The following is a 17,334-nucleotide window of genomic DNA, read 5'->3' as shown; positions in this document are numbered from 1 at the left end:
CTATTCTTCCTCAACCAAATAAGATAATAAGTTTTCCAGTACTGGCACGGATTCTTCCGTGAACAACAGCATCAAATCGCAACTGATTTGATAATTCTCCACTTCATACACAATTTCAACGGCCAAAGTACGTTGCCATGCGGCTTTTTTTGCATTGATTAAATCCGATACCTTGGCGTGCTGAGCAATTAACTCAGGATGGCTATGGCTAAAATCAATATTAAGCTGTTTACCAAAGGCATCGATAAAGGGGCCAACTAACACGGACGATACGTCCATCAGCAGCTCAACTTCTACTACGCTGTCGATTTTTTCAGACACGTGCAGCAAGGTCGCCATATCAGGAAAACTGGAGTCGTTAAAGATCAGTAGGCTTTCAAAGGCCACACCCGAACCGACAAAGCCTTGAGACACGGCTGAGACATTCTCTTCGCCCGCACTGTAATCGAGTGCCATCTGCAATTCACTGACTTCGATAATATTGACTTTAGGCACAGGCAATTTGATAAAAACATTCAACATATTGGCCAGCACTTTGGCAGCGTGCCCCATGGCAACGTTGGAGACTTCCTGTAGGCATTCGTTCAGTGTGAATTGCTCAGCCGCATTGATATCATTACGTTGCGACGACGGATGAGACACCTGCTCTGTCTCGGAAAATAGCCCCAACGACAGTAATAACGCACGTAGGTCTTCACCGGATGCGGGCTTCTTATGGAACGCCATCGCCCCCATTTCCTTCACCCGTGCGATGGCTTGAGGCTGAATGTCGCCCGATACCACAATCACTGCAGGGACCTGATCAAAAGACCGCAAAGCGTCTAATGTTTCATAGCCATCCTTTACCGGCATGTTGAGGTCAAGGAATAAAATATCGAAGGGCGTCGCCGATATCATATCGAGTGCCTGCTGACCGTGTTCAGCAAACTCGACTTCTATCGACCAGTCTGTTGGTAATACTCTTGCTAACTGTTTACGTGCAATTTTTGAATCGTCACAAATCAGTACTCTTGTACTCATTATCCATCTCTTTTTGATCGGTGCGGTAAGTGCATACTATGACACTTAAAGAGTCGTTTCTAATATTACCTATGTTTTATTTTGTAAGACGTCGGGTTGCTTCGCCTTTTATCGTCGTTATACCGCCCAAAATAGCCCCTAATCTCATCAGGTACAGATAACGTGCGTATGAAAACAAACCATGTATTTTATATAAAGGATTTATACGAAGGATAATAAAGCTTGCGCCACTCGTTTCTCGTCGTATTTATCAGGTTTATCGGTAATTAATGGCGTTCGAATAACCGTAATATTCATGGCATCCAGTTGAGTTTCATCAAGATCACCGTAGTCATAATGATCGTCGAGTAGAACATAATCTAATGCCGAACCCAATAATGGTACTGCTTTTGTGCCGCCCGTATCGACCGCTTCCGACTTGTTCACATCATCACTCACAACGGCGACAAGTCGCATGATACACGACATCAGTGATAATCCGCGCTGCTCTGGATCAACACCGAGGTTAGGTAAATACACCTTAGGGTTTGGATTAGCGCAAATAGCGCGACCCACCCCTTCTGGAAGTAAGTTTGCCAACACGCTACTGTAGAAACTGCCCGGTGGATAACAAATCAAATCCGCGTTTTCAATGGCGTCTTGTCGATCCGTGGCAATAAAACGATTTGTTGGCCTTACATGACGCAATCCTTGGTTAAGCCACATGCGCTTGATGGGGCTAGACAACACACAGGTTTCCTTGCCCGTGATGCGGTGCTGCCCCAGAACAATGTCGTCGTTTTCGAGCTCGACGCCGAGATGCAAACTGGCATCTAAGGTGGTTTTCACCTCCCCTAAGGATTTAATCAAACGAGAAAAAAGAAACACAATGGGATCAAGCTGTTGCTGATTGTTGAGATACCCACCCGCCATAATCAAGTTCCCAATACTGGCACCACGCAAATCAAAGTCTTCTTGAATACGAGATTGTGTCACCGCCAGCTGTGTTTGAATCAGCGCCTTCATCGGGTTCGGGATCGGCACAATTAACGGGTGTTCTCCCATTACTAGGGCGTTGAGCTGATCTTTTAGTGCCTGTGGCTTAGCCTCTTGCGCTAAGCGATGGGTAAACAAATCATACACTTCCGGCTGCCCCATCACGGTTTCATCCGCCAAGGCCATTAAACGACTGCGCAGGTCTCCCACCGCAGGAATATCAAACTCGGCTCGTAAACGCGCTGAACTGCCGCCCGAATCAAAGGGCGTCACCAGATGCACCGAATGATGGGAATACTGCTTAAAAACACGGCTAATTTTGTTGAGCGCCGAACCACCGCTGAAAAACAGCACCTTTGGTCCCTGCTCCGGCAGACTTTGATAGCGATGAACACGCACTAAATCCGGCATTGTCATTCGACGCCAAATACGAAAAGGAGTAGTCATAACTGACCTCGTTTATCCTGTTGGGGGTCCATCCTTATCTTTGCTCCTTAAATGATACCGCTCGATGTGATAATACCTGTTGTGCCAGTTCTGCAAAACCCAAGCCACCCGGTTGCGTCGTTTGATAGCGTGGCTTGTGTTGCATAATCGGTAAATACTGAGCAATGTTCGCCACACCGACGCTTAATGGAAAGCGAGCAAACATGCTTTCGTCGTTTGGTGCATCACCCACATACAACACACGTTCGGCCTGCTCGTCATTATTTAAACCATACCATTCATGCAATACACGCTGAGCCATGGTGTATTTATCATATCCGGGGGCGCAAACATTAATATGGATCGAGCTGGCTTTGGCATTTAATCCCAATGCTTTAAGAGCCGTCAGACACGCCTCTTTTTCTTCGCTGGCGGCGGGTTTTACGTCTTGGGCGTAATCAATCGCCACGTCGGTCAAACGGTAAGACTGATCCCGCGCCAAACGCAAACGGGGAAAATCCATGAGCACTTTTTTGACCTGGGCTAATAACTGCGCCTGCTCCGCCCGCATCAACGACTCGTCACGCCAAAAGCGATACGTCAATTGTGGCTCTGAACGGCCTGCAACCAAGGCATTGGTAATAAAACAAGCACCGCCTTCGGTAATCACACCGTCCACAGGCAAGGTGCGTGCAATCATGTCCGACCAACCTGCGCAGCCGCCCGTGACGGGAATCACTTTGATACCATCGGCTCGCAAAGCAGACAACGCTTGCAAGGTCGCAACAGGCAACTGCCCTTGCCAGGTTAAGGTGTCATCAAAGTCCGTTAAAATAAAATCTAGCGTTTGGCAGGCTTGACGAGGTAATTCTGTCAAAGCAATAGCAGAGCAATCCGGTATCGTCATGGTCTTCCTACGAACAAAGTTGAATTTGCACACCATGGGCGGTGAGCAAATCTGTTTGGGAGTGAGTCAACACATCGCTGAATAGCCAGTCAATTGACGAAAATGGCGTCACTCGCGCCATGGCTTTGCGGCCCCATTTGTGACGATCGGCCACCAGCAAGCTGTAACGACTTTGCTCAACTAAGACACGACTGACGGCGGCTTCATCGGGGTCAAAATCTAAGATGCCTTGCGCTTCATCCATGCCCCCGCAACCTAGTACGCCGTAATCAAAATAATACTGGCGCAAGCCAGATAGCGTGTCTTCACCGACTAAATCATAATGCTGATGACGCAACTTACCCGCCAATACACGCACACGTACTCCAGGGTGTTGGCCCAAAATACTCGCCACGGTGAGGTTATTGGTGAACACTTGCAAACCATGGTGAGATACCAGCGCTTTGGCGACATATTCCACCGTGGTGCCTATGCCCAAAAACACCGAGGCGCCATCGGGAATCAGCTTGGCAACCTGCTCGGCAATGTTGGCTTTGGCGTCGCTGTTTAAAAACTGTCGATGATCGAAAGGCAAATTCTCGGTACTGGACACCGGTGCTATACCGCCGTGAGTACGTCGAATCAAATGCCGCTCAGCCAGCTGATTAATGTCTTTGCGAATCGTCTGAGAGGACACGCCGAAGCGCGTCACCATGTCTTCCACCAGCAAGGTGTCTTCTTGTTGCACCCAATTTAAAATCTGATTTTGGCGTTCATTGAGTCCCACATCTCGTCCTTAATCTTGGTTTGATAAAAACGCGAAGCGCGTTGGATCATCGGTGATTACCGCGTCCATCCCCCACTGCCAGTGATCTGCTACCGCCTCTGCGTCGTTGGCGGTATAACACAACAACCGATAGCCAGCGGCCTTGATCGCCTTGGCGTGCGCCTGAGTCAGATTGAGGTAATCGCAATTCAAGCTGTACGCTTTGACGCTGGCCAACTGTTCCGCCCAATCCTCTGGGATGATTTCGTACAGCGGCGCAAGGTGACGCTGGTCGCCAATGTCGTAGCACAACTGTAAGGCCGCTAAATTAAAACTGGAAATCATCAACTTATCATTGTCATGCCAATGATCGCGTAACATCGCCATCACCGCCGGTACAATCACCTCAACATCGGCGGTGTCGTGTTTGATCTCTAGGTTCAAACTCAATCCTAACGACTGAATGCATTCTAACGCTTCCAGCAAGGTAGGAATCCTTTCTCCCGCAAAATCGGCCGAGAAATGCGAGCCGGCGTCTAATTGAGCAATGTCCGTAGGTCGCGCCTCTTTGGTGATACCTTGACCATCAGTACAACGGTCAAGCTGATCATCGTGAAAGATAATCAAGCCACCTTCTGCAATGGCGTACACATCAATTTCCACCCAGCTGGCACCGGCATTGGCCGCCGCACGAATCGACGCTAGGGTATTTTCGGGCGCTAATAACGCTGCACCACGGTGCCCTATGACTTTGGTCTTTAATTCCATCTTTTTTCTCACTCAGTTGGCCGCTATTCAATTCACAGTGACAGTTACACTGACAATCGTTGCTGGGTATTGGCATCAAAAAGGTGCCAATGCTGTTTTGGGGCATGGAGCCACATCAGGCTGTTTATCTCAGGCAAATGCGGTCCCGACAAGCGGACAACCACAGATTCTGTCCCCACTACACCATGAATCAGGGTTTCTGCCCCTAGAGATTCTACGGCTTGAATGCGCAAAGCGAAATCCGCTTCAGACTCATTAACCACGTCCAAATGCTCAGGACGAATTCCCCAGACGACCGCGCCTCGGTGCGCATCCGCTGTATCCGTAGGCAACACCAAACCGTCAGGCAATTCGATACCTTTGTCCGTCAAAGTGGCGTCGATCAAGTTCATCGACGGCGAGCCAATAAAGGCCGCCACAAAGGGCGTCGCAGGGGTGTTGTACAGTTCCATCGGCGTGCCGATTTGTTCCGCCTTGCCCTTGTTTAATACCACCAAACGATCAGCCAACGTCATGGCCTCTACTTGGTCGTGGGTAACGTACAGGGTTGTCGTACCTAACTTACGTTGCAATTGGCGAATCTCTACCCGCATTTGCACGCGTAATTTGGCATCAAGATTAGACAGGGGTTCATCAAATAAAAATACCGTCGGGTCGCGAACCATGGCCCGCCCCATGGCGACGCGTTGGCGTTGCCCACCCGAAAGCTGTCCGGGCTTGCGCTGTAATAACTCGGTCAGCCCTAACATTTGAGCCACATCGGTGACTTTTTCTTCGATTTGATCCTTAGGAACACCACGATTTTTCAGACCGTACGCCATATTGTTGTACACCGTCATATGTGGGTACAAGGCGTAGTTTTGAAACACCATGGCGATGTCGCGCTCGGCGGGTTCTTTGTTGTTCATGTGTTCGCCACGAATCCGGAGCGTTCCGCTGGAGATACTTTCTAAGCCGGCCACCATGCGTAAAAGCGTAGACTTACCGCAACCAGACGGGCCCACCAGCACAATAAATTCACCCTCTTCAATCGACAGATCCACACTCGGAATCGCCTGAAAGCCGTTGAGGTAGGTTTTCCCTACTTTTTCTAAAATCACGTCTGTCATGTTTATTTCTCCGAATCCACTAAGCCTTTTACAAACAGCTTTTGCATACCAATCACCACAGCAACAGGGGGCAGCATGGCTAATAAGGTGGTGGCCATGATTTGGTTCCAAGCAATATCACCATCGGTCACTGACAACATACGCTTAATGCTCATTACCAAGGTGTAATACGCATCATCTGTGGTAATCAGCAAAGGCCATAGATACTGGTTCCAGCCATAAATAAATAAAATCACAAACAAGGCGGCAATATTGGTGCGCGACAAGGGCAGTAAAATATCAAAAAAGAACCGCCAAGGCCCCGCACCATCAATTCGTGCCGCTTCCACCAGCTCGCCCGGCATGCTTAAAAAACACTGACGAAACAAAAAAGTCGCCGTTGCACTGGCAATTAAAGGCAATGTCAGCCCTGTGTAACTGTTTAACAATCCTAAGTTCGCAATCACTTCATAGGTCGGCACAATGCGCACTTCCACCGGCAACATCAAGGTCATAAAGATGATCCAGAAACACAGATTACGAAAAGGAAAGCGGAAAAACACAATCGCATAAGCGGATAACAAGGAAATCGCGATTTTACCGAACGTAATACCCAGTGCCATGATTAAGGAGTTCAACATCATCCAAAAGACCGGCGTATCCACACCGTTGCCGGCTTTTTCGAACAAGACATTCCCCCATGTTTGTCCGCCGGCATCGCCAAACCAAAGAGGAATATGGCCGGCACCAAAAGCCGACGCAGGATGCGTTGAGGCGACCAGCGCCATCCATACAGGTAAGGCGACTAAACCGATTCCCACCAATAAGGTTGCATGGCTGGCAAAGGTTAACCAAGGTCGATTTTCGATCATGAGTACTGCACCTTACGCTCAATAAAACGAAACTGAATCACCGTCATCAAGCCCACAATGGCCATTAATATGACAGACTGCGCCGCAGAGCCGCCCAAATCCAAGCCAACAAAACCATCGTCAAACACCTTGTACACCAAGGTAGTGGTACTTTGCCCTGGGCCGCCCTTTGTTGTCGCGTCGATCACGCCAAAGGTTTCGAAGAAGGCGTAGACAAGGTTGACCACCAAAAGAAAAAACGTTGTCGGTGATAACAAAGGAAACACAATGGTCCAAAAGCGTTTAAAAGGACTGGCGCCATCAATAGAAGCCGCTTCAATCAGGGAGCGTGGTACGGCCTGTAATCCTGCTAAGAAAAATAAGAAGTTGTAGCTGATTTGTTTCCATGTGGCGGCAATCACCACCAAGATCATCGCTTGGTTACCATTCAAATAATGGTTCCAATCAATGCCTATGTTGTCCAACCAGAGAGCAATCGGCCCCATGCTGGGGTCAAATAAAATCCACCACAACACCCCCGCTAAAGCGGGTGCCACGGCGTAAGGCCAAATCAATAACGTTTGATAAGTCAGCTTACCGCGAATAATGCGATCGGCCATCACGGCTAACAATAAGGCAACCGACATTCCCCCAATCGCCACCGAGAAACTGAACACCAGAGTGGTCAACATGGACTCGTAATACAAAGGGTCGGTAAACAAATCGATAAAGTTCTCTAAGCCAACAAATTCACGGCTTAAACCAAAGGCATCTTCTTGATAAAACGCTTGCTCTAATGCTTGCTCTGCAGGCCACAGAAAGAAAATGGCGGTCACCACCAATTGTGGTAACAGCAATAACCAAGGCAGGCCTTTTTGCGGGAAGGTCACTGTCATCAGACAATCCAAAAACAAAGAAGGTTAAGTAAAAGCGCCCTTATAAAGGGTTATAAGGGCGTTGAAAGGATCAATCAGTCGTTGGCTTTTTCGAAACGACGCAATTGTGCATTACCACGCTCTACCGCGGTGTTTAATGCGGTTTGCGCATCGACTTTACCACTCCAGACAGACTCTAGCGCTTCGTCGATCACACCACGGATTTGCACAAAGTTACCCAAACGCAACCCTTTGGTGTTACCCGTTGGCGTGCCTGTGGTCATTTGTACCACACCGGTTTCTGTGCCTGGATTCGCCGCATAAAAACCTTGACCCTTGCTTAGATCATAGGCCGCTTTGGTGATGGGCAAATAACCAGAGAATTGGTGCCAATCCGCTTGCACGGAGGCACGCGACAGATAGCTTAAGAAAGACGCCACGCCCTTGTATTCTTCTTCAGAATGGCCTTGCAACACCCATAAAGACGCGCCTCCAATGATGGTATTAGACGGCTGTTTAACCTGACCTTGCCAATAAGGTAATTCGGCGACACCAAAGTCAAAGGTCGCATTGCGCTTGATACCTGCGTAACCAGCCGATGACTCGGTAAACATGCCACACTCTTGACTGTAGAATTTTGCGGCGCCGTCGTTGGTACGACCAGAATAACTAAAAATGCCGTTCTGTTGCCACTCGCCCATCTTGGTTACGTGCGCCACTTGCAGCGGGCCATTAAAGGCCAATTCGGTTTTCAAACCACCAAAACCGTTATCCAATGTGGCGAAAGGAACATTATGACGCGCACTCAGGTTTTCCAGTTGCACCCAAGATTGCCACGCGGTAGTGAAGCCACAACTGACGCCCGATGCTTGTAACTGTTTGGAAACCGCTTCCACATCTTGCCAAGTTTTTGGTGCGTGTTTAATGCCCGCTTTGGCGAACAAATCTTTGTTGTAGTACAAAACGGGCGTTGAACTGTTGAAAGGCATCGACAACATCTTGCCATCACCGTCTGTGTAATACCCCGTCACAGCACTTAAATAAGTGCTTTCATCGAAAGATTGACCCGATTCGCGCATCAGTTGATGAACCGGGTAAATCGCGCCTTTTGCCGCCATCATACTGGCAGTGCCGACTTCAAAGACTTGCACAATGGCGGGCTGTTGTTTGGCACGGAAGGCCGCGATCGCTGAGGTCATGGTTTCTGTGTAGTTGCCTTTGTAGACAGGCTTGACGCTGTAAGCGTCTTGAGAATCGTTAAACGCTTTGGCGATCTCGTTGACTTTTTCTCCGTTCGCTCCGCCCATCGCGTGCCACCACGCCACTTCTGTGGCAGCAAACCCTGAACTGGCAACTGATAAGCCAACAACAACCGACGCTAATTTCAAATGATGCATTTCCGTGTTCCTCACAATGAGTTTTTGTTAGAAAAGAAAGAACGACTATAGAAAGAAAATGTTTCAATTTGATGATAGTTAGGTTTCATTTGAAAAACAAACATTATTCAAATGAAACCCTTACTGACCGACAAGCAGGCGGTCTATGAGCAGAAGAGAAACTCGGTCACTTAAGGCAACCACTTGGTCAGTACCGCTTCCAGTTTGTCTTGTGAGATTGGTTTGGCGATGTGATCATCCATACCCGCTGCGATGCAGGTCTCTTTGTCTCCTTTCATCGCATTCGCACTCAAGGCCACAATCGCGACATCGGCGGGGGTCGCCCCACTGCCACTTTGACGCAAAGTGCGGGTGGCTTCATAACCATCCATGACAGGCATTTGGCAATCCATAAAGATTAAGTCAAAGCACTGAGCATCGGCTTTTTCGACGGCTTGTTGACCATTTTCAGCCACAACAACCTCAATGCCAAAAAGCTTCAGCAGCCCACGAGCGACGATCTGATTGGTAAGATTGTCTTCGACTAACAGCACCTTAGCATTGAATACAGGACGCTCATTATGGCGTTTATCCTGTGGTTTCGTTGCCGAGGTCTTGCTGCGGTCTGCCTCTGAGTTCGATACTAGGGCCAAAGGAATACGACAGGTAAAATTTGAACCGACGCCATGCTCCGACGTTAAAGAAATATGACCGTTCATCGCGTCAATAAACTCCTTGCTAATCGCCAACCCAAGCCCGGTTCCACCAAAACGTCGCGTGGTCGAGCTGTCAGCTTGATTAAAGCGCTGAAAAAGGTGCGCTTGATTCTCTTTGGATATACCAATCCCCGTGTCTTTCACAGACACGTCTAACATAACATGCTGGCCTTTTTGCTGAGTCAAAGAAAGGTGCAAAGAAACTTCCCCCTGTTGGGTAAACTTCACCGCATTGCCCAACAAGTTCACCAGAATTTGCTTAATCCGCAGACGATCCCCCAATAGGGTCACGTTTGGAACCGCATCTAATGTTGAGTTTAATACAATGCCCTTTTCCTCGGCTTTTAAGACAAAGATATGGGTCACTTCTTCCACTAATTCAGGTAAAGAAAACGCCTGCTTTTCTAATACAAAGTTGCCCACTTCAATCTTCGATAAATCTAAAATGTCATTGATGATGTCCAATAAGGACTCAGCACTTTGCTGAGAAAGCTTGGCTAATTCTTGCTGTTTCGGTTGCAAACGTGTGCTCATTAGGAGCGCTAAACATCCGATCACACCATTCAGAGGCGTGCGGATTTCATGGCTCATGGTGGCTAAAAAGGCACTTTTCGCATGACTGGCGCGTACCGCCTCCTCTTTCGCTTTACTTTGCTCAAGTTCAGAGGCTTTTAACTCATCGTTCGCCAGCAGAAGATCCCGTGTTCTGAGTGTCACACGACTTTCAATTTCAGCCGTATGACCACTGACAATCAATAGGAACCAACCAAAGGCACCTGTGAACAGGAAGCCACAGGCCAAGACAAACTTTACCACCCAAGGTTGCTTAAAGAAGCGACTATCACTGACCTGATATAAACGCCATGCCTTGGCGCCCACGTTGATATCAAAACTCACCGCATGCTGAAAGTCATCTTGCTGATAGCGTTGCACCAGATCAACGGCGGATAAGCTCGCTGATTTGCTTTTGGCGACAATAATCGGATCAGGGCTGGCGTTGTCTTCATCCACCAGGTAAAGCTCGGTATTGGGCAAGCGCCCATATTCCACTATGGTCTCTGTTAGGGTTTCGACTTCAATCACCGCAATGGCGACCCCCAAAAACGTCTCTTTTTGCACATCATCAAAGAAGGGCAGAAATAAGATCACCGCCTTAGTGTCTTCTAATAAAGACAGCGGCGACGTTGGGTAAGCTTGTTGAAAAGCAATCGCTTGATCAACAGCAAAACGGCGATCAGGTTGTGAATACAAGTCATAACCCAGTGCCACCTTGTTGGTTTCTAAAGGGTGAATATAGGTGACCACGATGTGTTTTGGGCGAGGCGTCACCGGTACGATTTCACCGTCACGAGCGCTTTCTGTGATACGAAAAGGGATCTCGGGATAACTCAGCTGAGCACTTCGCTCAAAAGCGTTAAGGTCGTCACCCGCCACCGCAAAATTTAAAGAAACCGATAGAATTGAGCTATCACGCTGTACAACACGCTGAGCAAACGTTTCAAACTCCTTCACTCGCATATGATCACTGCTTTTTATCAGCCCGACTAAGCTGTACAACATATCCACACTGTTTTTTATACGATTATTCAGCAACACTTCTAACAGCTGTGCGTTTGAACGAAACTCCTTGGTCTGTTTGTTCCACTCAGAATACGCACTGCCCCACGACAAAAGCACAGTGACCACCAATACGAGAGAAAAACCCCCTATTAGACGCCAAGGGTGCTCAAAGCGTTGACCAAACAGCGCCGGAAAAATCACCGCAAGCCAAGGCACCACCACCAACACACCGATGACATCGCCGCCCCACCAGACTAGCCCACTGAGTAACGCCTCTTCTGGTGCCATTAAACCAAACAACAGCAGAACAGCCGTGCCTAACGTCGCGCCGATAAGACAGGAAAGAAAACCAGCCAAAACAACAAAACGCCACACCAAACGTGTACGGTGAAAGAGAAAAGGAATGCCCACGTAGCGCTTCACTAGGTAAGCGGCCACACTCGATTGCAACACAACGGTTAAACCAATACAGACCGCTACCGCCCAAGATGCGGTCTGCGTGTTAAGCCAATCATTCGTTATATTGACGAAAAACGCCCCGAGAAAAACACCAAACACCGCCGGTTTAGGGTAAAAAATAGCGGCAACAAGCGCCAACCCTGAAGCAGGCCAAATAATCGTTGCGTACCCCGGTGCAATCGCCAAAGACAATCCTAAAAGGCCCAGTAAGAAATACCCTACGGCAATCACGGCCGTTGTCGCTATGGGTTTCATCATATGTCTTGGCTCCAGAGTAAGTGCCGTTATTATAAGGTAAAACCGCCGCCTTTAGGATGACAAAAACGCTCTACTCTGATGGTTAGCTCATTCATCGACAACCTTACTTATCTATTTTGTTCGAGAGTAAAAACGCCGTTCACAAGGAGGGTTTTGAGCCTGTACCAAGGCCGCTGTGCGTGTATAATGCTCGCAGTTTAAATTTGAGCCTTATGATTATGATGAACCAATTTATTGAATTTTGTACCAACCACTGGGAAATGGTCGCTGTTTTTGTGGCGATTCTTATCACGCTATTGTTTATGGAACGCAATAATGGTGCAGCAAGCTTAACCTCTTCCGCTGCCACCACCTTGATCAACAACGAAAATGCGGTTTTGTTGGATATACGTCCAGAAAAAGAGTTTAAAACAGGCCATATTACGGATTCGATCAATGTTCCTGCAACGAAAATAAAAGACAGCCTAAACCGTCTTGAGAAACACAAAGATGCCCCCATTATCGTTGTTTGCAAAACAGGTATGACGGCCGGCGCCAGCGCGAAAGATTTGAAAAAAGCCGGATTCAGCAAGATCTACAAATTACAAGGCGGTATTGCTGAATGGCAAGCGTCCAATCTACCACTGGTGAAAAAGTAAGAGGTAAATGATGGCCACGGTAACAATTTATTCAAGTGATTATTGCCCTTTTTGCGTAAGAGCAAAGCAGTTGCTTGCATCCAAGAATATTGCATTTAACGAAATTCGTGTTGACGGTGCCCCTGAGCGACGTCAAGAAATGATGGCCAAAAGTGGTCGTCACACTGTGCCGCAGATTTGGATCGGTGAACAACACATTGGCGGTTGCGACGACCTGTTTGCCGTAGCACGCAACAACACACTCGAAACACTGGTAGCGCAATAATCTGACGCTCAATAAAGCGCAGTGACATTATTAACCAAACGTCACACGCGCTTTTAACCTACACGCCATTTAAAAACACGACGACTTAGTCTTATCATAAAAGGAAATACCATGTCTGATACAGCCGCAACGCCAGAAGCACAAACAGAAGAAGCGAAAGCACCACAACTGTCTTTACAACGTGTATTTTTAAAAGACATCTCATTTGAATCACCACGCTCACCGATGATTTTCCAAGAAGAATGGAAACCAGAAGTCGGCTTAGAACTGAACACCAAGAGCCGTCAAGTCGGTGAAAGTGTTTATGAGATCGTGCTAGAAATCACCGTTACTGTGAAAAATGGCGAAGAAACCGGTTACTTGGTTCAAGTACAACAAGGTGGTTTGTTTGTGATTTCTGGTTTGGAAGATCAGCAATTGCACCACGCTCTTGGCGCTTTCTGTCCTGCCACTATCTTCCCTTATGCGCGTGAAAACATCGATGCCATTGTTGTCAAAGGCAGCTTCCCAGCCTTGATGTTGGCGCCGATCAACTTCGATGCCCTGTACCTTGATAGCTTGCAAAAGCAACAGGCACAAACAACTCAGCAGTGATATCGTCCAGATCCATTCGATGGTATTGAAAAGGAAGCCCTGTGCTTCCTTTTTTATTGATAAGCACTTTATACCGTATTCCTCGTTTTTCTTGCTGTGTTTGCTTATGATGAAGGAAGTCGATAGCACAAGAGGTTTCTATGAGAAAAAAGCGCAAACCTTGCCCAAATTGTTTGAGGGCTCGTTGGCTATTACTCTATTTAGCGTGTTTTGCTTTATTTGGTTTACTCATTGCCCATCAATTTTTAGAAAAAGGACTCTAATGTGAGAAGGATCTTACTTTGTTTGTGTTTTAGTCTGCTGTCAGGGTGTGCAACCTATAAACAAAGTATCAACGACGGACTAGACCTTGCCAAACAAGGAGAGTGGAAAGGCGCTGAAGCCAAGTTGCAGAAGGTGCTTACTGGCTCTCAGGATCAATTATTGTATTACATGGAAACCGGTGCATTAGCGCAAAACCAAGGTGATCACCAACGCAGTAATGACCTATTAGAGCAAGCCGAACGCCTTAGCGACACTTTTTTCCCAACCAACTTCTCTAATCGCTCTTGGGCGTTATTAAGTAACCCAAGACAAAGTGACTACCGTGGTAGCGGTATGGAAAGGGTGTACATTAGCTACCTAAAGTCACTGAATTACCTTGCGTTAGCGGCACAAGCCGAGGATCCCGCAACACAACGTCAATATCGTGACGCGGCCTTAGTTGAAGTGCGCCGTATTGACATCAAGCTCAATGAAATTCGTGCACAAACCCCCAGTTATCAAGACTTAAACGCCAAAGAGAACCAAGCGTTTTACCTTAAAGCCCTCAGCTGGCTAGGCAATTTTTATACTGGAGGACGCGATACGGATCAATACCTCTATCGAGATGACGCTTGGGCGCGCTATATGGAAGGTTTGCAATATGAAATCAGCGGCGATATTGACGATGCACGCATCAGTTATCAAAAAGCCGCTAACCTGTACCAAGACGGGTACGCAAAACAATACGACCTCCCCATGATTACCGCTGAACGAGCCTGGCTCGACACCATACGCATGATGCAAAAAGGTGGCTTCAGCCAAGATGAGATTGACGTACTCATCAAACAAAAGTTGTCAGAGCCTTATCAGACACGCCTAACACAATACCAAGAACACGACTCCGAATTAGTCGTATTAGAACATCAGGGATTCGTGCCCGATAAAAATGAAATGACGTTGTTATTGTATGCCGATCCAAACGCCTATTCTTTAGTATTAGAACCGCTGCACACCGGCGGACAACGCACCGCGAATGATTCATTTCGCTGGTTTACCATGGTGTACGCGGACATCAATCCACTCAATCTTATCGCCAACTACAAAACTGGCGGGGCTTGGGGAACGGTTTCCGGTGTGTTCACGAAACGCGTTATTTTGGGTCGATCCGTATGGCGACAACTTAACTCGGTACAGCTTGATAGCTTATTAACAGAGCAGGTTATTCGCGTCACAGTGCCTTATTACCCGCCCTTCACCTTGGATCAAGGCCGTACCACTTTACAGCTTAACGCCAACCTGTCCAGTAAACCGTCAGACAGTGTTCGTATGACGTCTCTGGCCGATATCGCCTTGCAAGAACAACTTGCCCAGGCACAAAGAGACATTTATGAAGGCATGATTAGAGAGCTGTTACGCAGCTGGCTGGCGTATCAAATCGCCGCCAACGTAGAAGATGAAGGAGCAAAACTGATCTTAAGCCTGATTGGCCAAGTGGCGGTCTTTGCTTCCTCTGCCGCAGACACACGCAACTGGTTAACCTTGCCAGCACAAGTAAGACTAACCCGTACGCCTCTTCCAGCGGGGCAGTATTCTCCTCAATATCAGACGAATACAGGCACGTTTTCGATGGGCGAAGTACAGCTTCAACCGAATAAAATTACACTTTGGAATCTACGCAACCCTGAGTAAACTAAGCACACTGATCGGTAATACAATCAACTCACCTTCGCCTATTTGCTGTTCAAATAGGCATAACATAAACAGACGCAAGGAAATGATTATGTCTTCAACGATTAATACCTCAGCACGACCTCTGTGGTCGCCGCTCTCTTATAAAGGACTGTTTACCCTGTTCATGGCACTCTTGCTGACGGCGTGCTCTGGCAGTGTAAAACGCCTAGACACCAACGAAGACGTGATGTTGTCCGATCGCTGGAACGACACAGATTCTCGCCTCGTGGCAGAAGAAATGATGGGCGATATGCTGACGTTTCCTTGGTTTCGCGATTATAACTTCAACCAAAAAGGCAATCCGACGGTCATTGTTCAAACTATCCGCAATAAAACCTCAGAACACATTCCCGTTGAAACCTTTGTTAATGACATCAAGCGCAGTTTATTGCGTGCTGGCAAGGTCGACTTTGTGGTATCAGGTGCAGAACGTGAGGACATTCGTGCCGAACGTGCAGAGCAAGAGCTTAATGCAAACCCTGATACCGTTGCACAGTTCGGTTTAGAGCAAGGAGCGGGGTTTGCTTTATCCGGTACGATCAATTCTATCGTGGACTCTAACGGCGACCAGCGTGTCAGCTTTTACCAGGTTGACTTGAAATTGATTGATATGACCACCAATCGTGAAGTATGGAACGGCCAGAAGAAAATTAAAAAACTTGCCGATAAGGGCCTCTTCTAACATGATTCACTCTGCCCACACCAAAACGCTCTACTGGGCGGCCACCGCTGCTCTTGCTCTGACATTAAGTGGCTGCTTAAGCTTGGGGGCGCCTTCTAAACAGACGCCTGAGACGCTCCCAAACTGGGTCTTATCACCGCCAACGAGCAACACTCATTTGTATGGTGTGGGCAGCGCTTCACGTATCGACAATGTTGCACTGGCTTTTACGCAAGCAGAACAAAACGGCAATGCGCAAATAGCACAACAGTTGCGCACCCAAGTCAGTCAAGTCAACACTCAAAATACACAAGTACAATCCGGACAAGGCGGTGAACAAGTCTCAAAATCCGCTACGGCTTATACTCGAGTCTCCACTTCCCCCATAGAACTCGAACAAGCCACTAACGAAGCGCGTTTTGCGGCGGAACACTATGTTTATGCGCTGCAATCCATAGATCGCAGTCGTATCGTCACAAAACTTACCCAAGCTATTGAAGAAACCGACGCGCGCATTCGTAACACAGCTGACCGCTTAGCCACTCAGCAACATCAGATGCCTGTTGAGCAAGATTGGCGCACATACATGCAGCTGATTCCTTATTTTGCCCAGCGCCAGTCATATCAAAACGATCTAAACCTCTACTCTACCGAGCGCACTCTTGCCGGCAAAGCCGACGCAGAGATACAAGCCATTGAGCAACAACTTAATCAAGCCCTGTCATTCTATGGCTTTGATACCAGCAACACGACACAAGCCGAAAGCCTAGCCAGTGCTCTGTCTCAATTTGGTTTAACCCCAAACCAACAAGGCACCTTTCATCTTAAAAGTAATACGTCTCAACGCAGTGATACCCAGGCTGATCGCTTTTATGTATTTGAAGAAGGCACGCTCACGTTACTCGGGCCGGATAATACGCATTTAGCGTCTTGGACAATTCGCGCCAGAGGGATTGGTAAAAGCCAAGAAAGTGCGGCGAAAATGGCCACGGATAACTGGTCTACTCAAGCGATTGAAGACATGTTCGACTGGCTCACAAAAGGCGCCTAACCGCACTGTGATGTTTCTGCACATTTCATAATAAAATAAAATAACAAATTCAATAAGTTAGGTGTTTTCTGTACATAGCCGTGAATTTAACTCATCGATTAGCTGAGAATTGATCGTTTGTTGAATG

The 17,334-nt window shown here is 47.7% G+C and carries 16 protein-coding genes; 6 read left to right on the top strand and 10 right to left on the bottom strand.

Translation table 11 applies throughout. From position 1 onward, the window contains the following. The 10 genes from LG368_RS04310 to LG368_RS04265 form a co-directional block, all read right to left on the bottom strand. Positions 1-1,020: a response regulator gene (locus tag LG368_RS04310; protein ID WP_226753504.1), complete on the bottom strand. Its 1,020-nt coding sequence runs from the start codon at positions 1,018-1,020 to the stop codon at positions 1-3. A 201-nt stretch (positions 1,021-1,221) separates the two neighbouring features. Continuing rightward, positions 1,222-2,442 (bottom strand): GAK system CofD-like protein, encoded by a 1,221-nt coding sequence (locus LG368_RS04305; RefSeq protein ID WP_226753503.1) that lies wholly within the window; start codon positions 2,440-2,442, stop codon positions 1,222-1,224. Positions 2,443-2,476: 34 nt separating this feature from the next. Further along, positions 2,477-3,328: an HAD-IIB family hydrolase gene (locus tag LG368_RS04300; RefSeq protein WP_226753502.1), complete on the bottom strand. Its 852-nt coding sequence runs from the start codon at positions 3,326-3,328 to the stop codon at positions 2,477-2,479. A 7-nt stretch (positions 3,329-3,335) separates the two neighbouring features. After that, complete coding sequence (locus LG368_RS04295; RefSeq protein WP_226753501.1) at positions 3,336-4,094, bottom strand: DeoR/GlpR family DNA-binding transcription regulator; 759 nt, start codon at positions 4,092-4,094, stop codon at positions 3,336-3,338. 9 nt (positions 4,095-4,103) lie between these two features. Next, entirely contained in the window at positions 4,104-4,841 is a 738-nt protein-coding gene (locus tag LG368_RS04290) for a glycerophosphoryl diester phosphodiesterase (RefSeq protein WP_226753500.1), read from the bottom strand. Positions 4,842-4,885: 44 nt separating this feature from the next. After that, on the bottom strand, positions 4,886-5,950 hold the full coding sequence (locus tag LG368_RS04285; RefSeq protein ID WP_226753499.1) for a sn-glycerol-3-phosphate import ATP-binding protein UgpC: 1,065 nt from the start codon (positions 5,948-5,950) through the stop codon (positions 4,886-4,888). Positions 5,951-5,952: 2 nt separating this feature from the next. Continuing rightward, positions 5,953-6,801, bottom strand: a complete 849-nt coding sequence (ugpE, locus tag LG368_RS04280) for a sn-glycerol-3-phosphate ABC transporter permease UgpE (RefSeq protein ID WP_226753498.1) — start codon at positions 6,799-6,801, stop codon at positions 5,953-5,955. After that, positions 6,798-7,676 carry a sn-glycerol-3-phosphate ABC transporter permease UgpA gene (gene ugpA, locus LG368_RS04275; RefSeq protein ID WP_226753497.1) on the bottom strand — a complete coding sequence of 293 codons (879 nt, stop codon included), beginning with the start codon at positions 7,674-7,676 and terminating at the stop codon, positions 6,798-6,800. Before ugpA ends, ugpE begins: the two co-directional genes overlap by 4 nt. 74 nt (positions 7,677-7,750) lie before the next feature. Next, positions 7,751-9,052: a sn-glycerol-3-phosphate ABC transporter substrate-binding protein UgpB gene (gene ugpB, locus LG368_RS04270; RefSeq protein WP_226753496.1), complete on the bottom strand. Its 1,302-nt coding sequence runs from the start codon at positions 9,050-9,052 to the stop codon at positions 7,751-7,753. A 170-nt stretch (positions 9,053-9,222) separates the two neighbouring features. Continuing rightward, positions 9,223-12,024 carry an ATP-binding protein gene (locus LG368_RS04265; RefSeq protein ID WP_226753495.1) on the bottom strand — a complete coding sequence of 934 codons (2,802 nt, stop codon included), beginning with the start codon at positions 12,022-12,024 and terminating at the stop codon, positions 9,223-9,225. A gap of 218 nt (positions 12,025-12,242) precedes the next feature. Between LG368_RS04265 and LG368_RS04260 the strand changes: the two genes are divergently transcribed. From LG368_RS04260 to LG368_RS04235, 6 genes are all read left to right on the top strand, one after another. Continuing rightward, entirely contained in the window at positions 12,243-12,662 is a 420-nt protein-coding gene (locus tag LG368_RS04260; RefSeq protein WP_226753494.1) for a rhodanese-like domain-containing protein, read from the top strand. 10 nt (positions 12,663-12,672) lie between these two features. Next, the gene (grxC, locus tag LG368_RS04255; RefSeq protein WP_226753638.1) at positions 12,673-12,927 is read left to right on the top strand and encodes a glutaredoxin 3; all 255 of its coding nucleotides are present in this window, start codon (positions 12,673-12,675) and stop codon (positions 12,925-12,927) included. 111 nt (positions 12,928-13,038) lie between these two features. Beyond that, complete coding sequence (gene secB / locus LG368_RS04250; protein ID WP_226753493.1) at positions 13,039-13,521, top strand: protein-export chaperone SecB; 483 nt, start codon at positions 13,039-13,041, stop codon at positions 13,519-13,521. Between the two features lie 264 nt (positions 13,522-13,785). Continuing rightward, positions 13,786-15,453: a COG3014 family protein gene (locus tag LG368_RS04245; RefSeq protein ID WP_226753492.1), complete on the top strand. Its 1,668-nt coding sequence runs from the start codon at positions 13,786-13,788 to the stop codon at positions 15,451-15,453. A 91-nt stretch (positions 15,454-15,544) separates the two neighbouring features. Next, positions 15,545-16,177, top strand: a complete 633-nt coding sequence (locus tag LG368_RS04240; RefSeq protein WP_226753491.1) for a penicillin-binding protein activator LpoB — start codon at positions 15,545-15,547, stop codon at positions 16,175-16,177. 1 nt (position 16,178) lies between these two features. After that, positions 16,179-17,207 carry an LPP20 family lipoprotein gene (locus tag LG368_RS04235; protein ID WP_226753490.1) on the top strand — a complete coding sequence of 343 codons (1,029 nt, stop codon included), beginning with the start codon at positions 16,179-16,181 and terminating at the stop codon, positions 17,205-17,207. The last annotated feature ends 127 nt before the right edge of the window (positions 17,208-17,334 follow it).

Origin of the sequence: Marinomonas algarum (assembly GCF_020532605.1) — a bacterium.
GTDB classification, from domain to species: domain Bacteria; phylum Pseudomonadota; class Gammaproteobacteria; order Pseudomonadales; family Marinomonadaceae; genus Marinomonas; species Marinomonas algarum.
The sequence above is the reverse complement of the archived record's forward strand: the minus strand, read 5'-3'. Positions and strand labels throughout refer to the sequence as shown.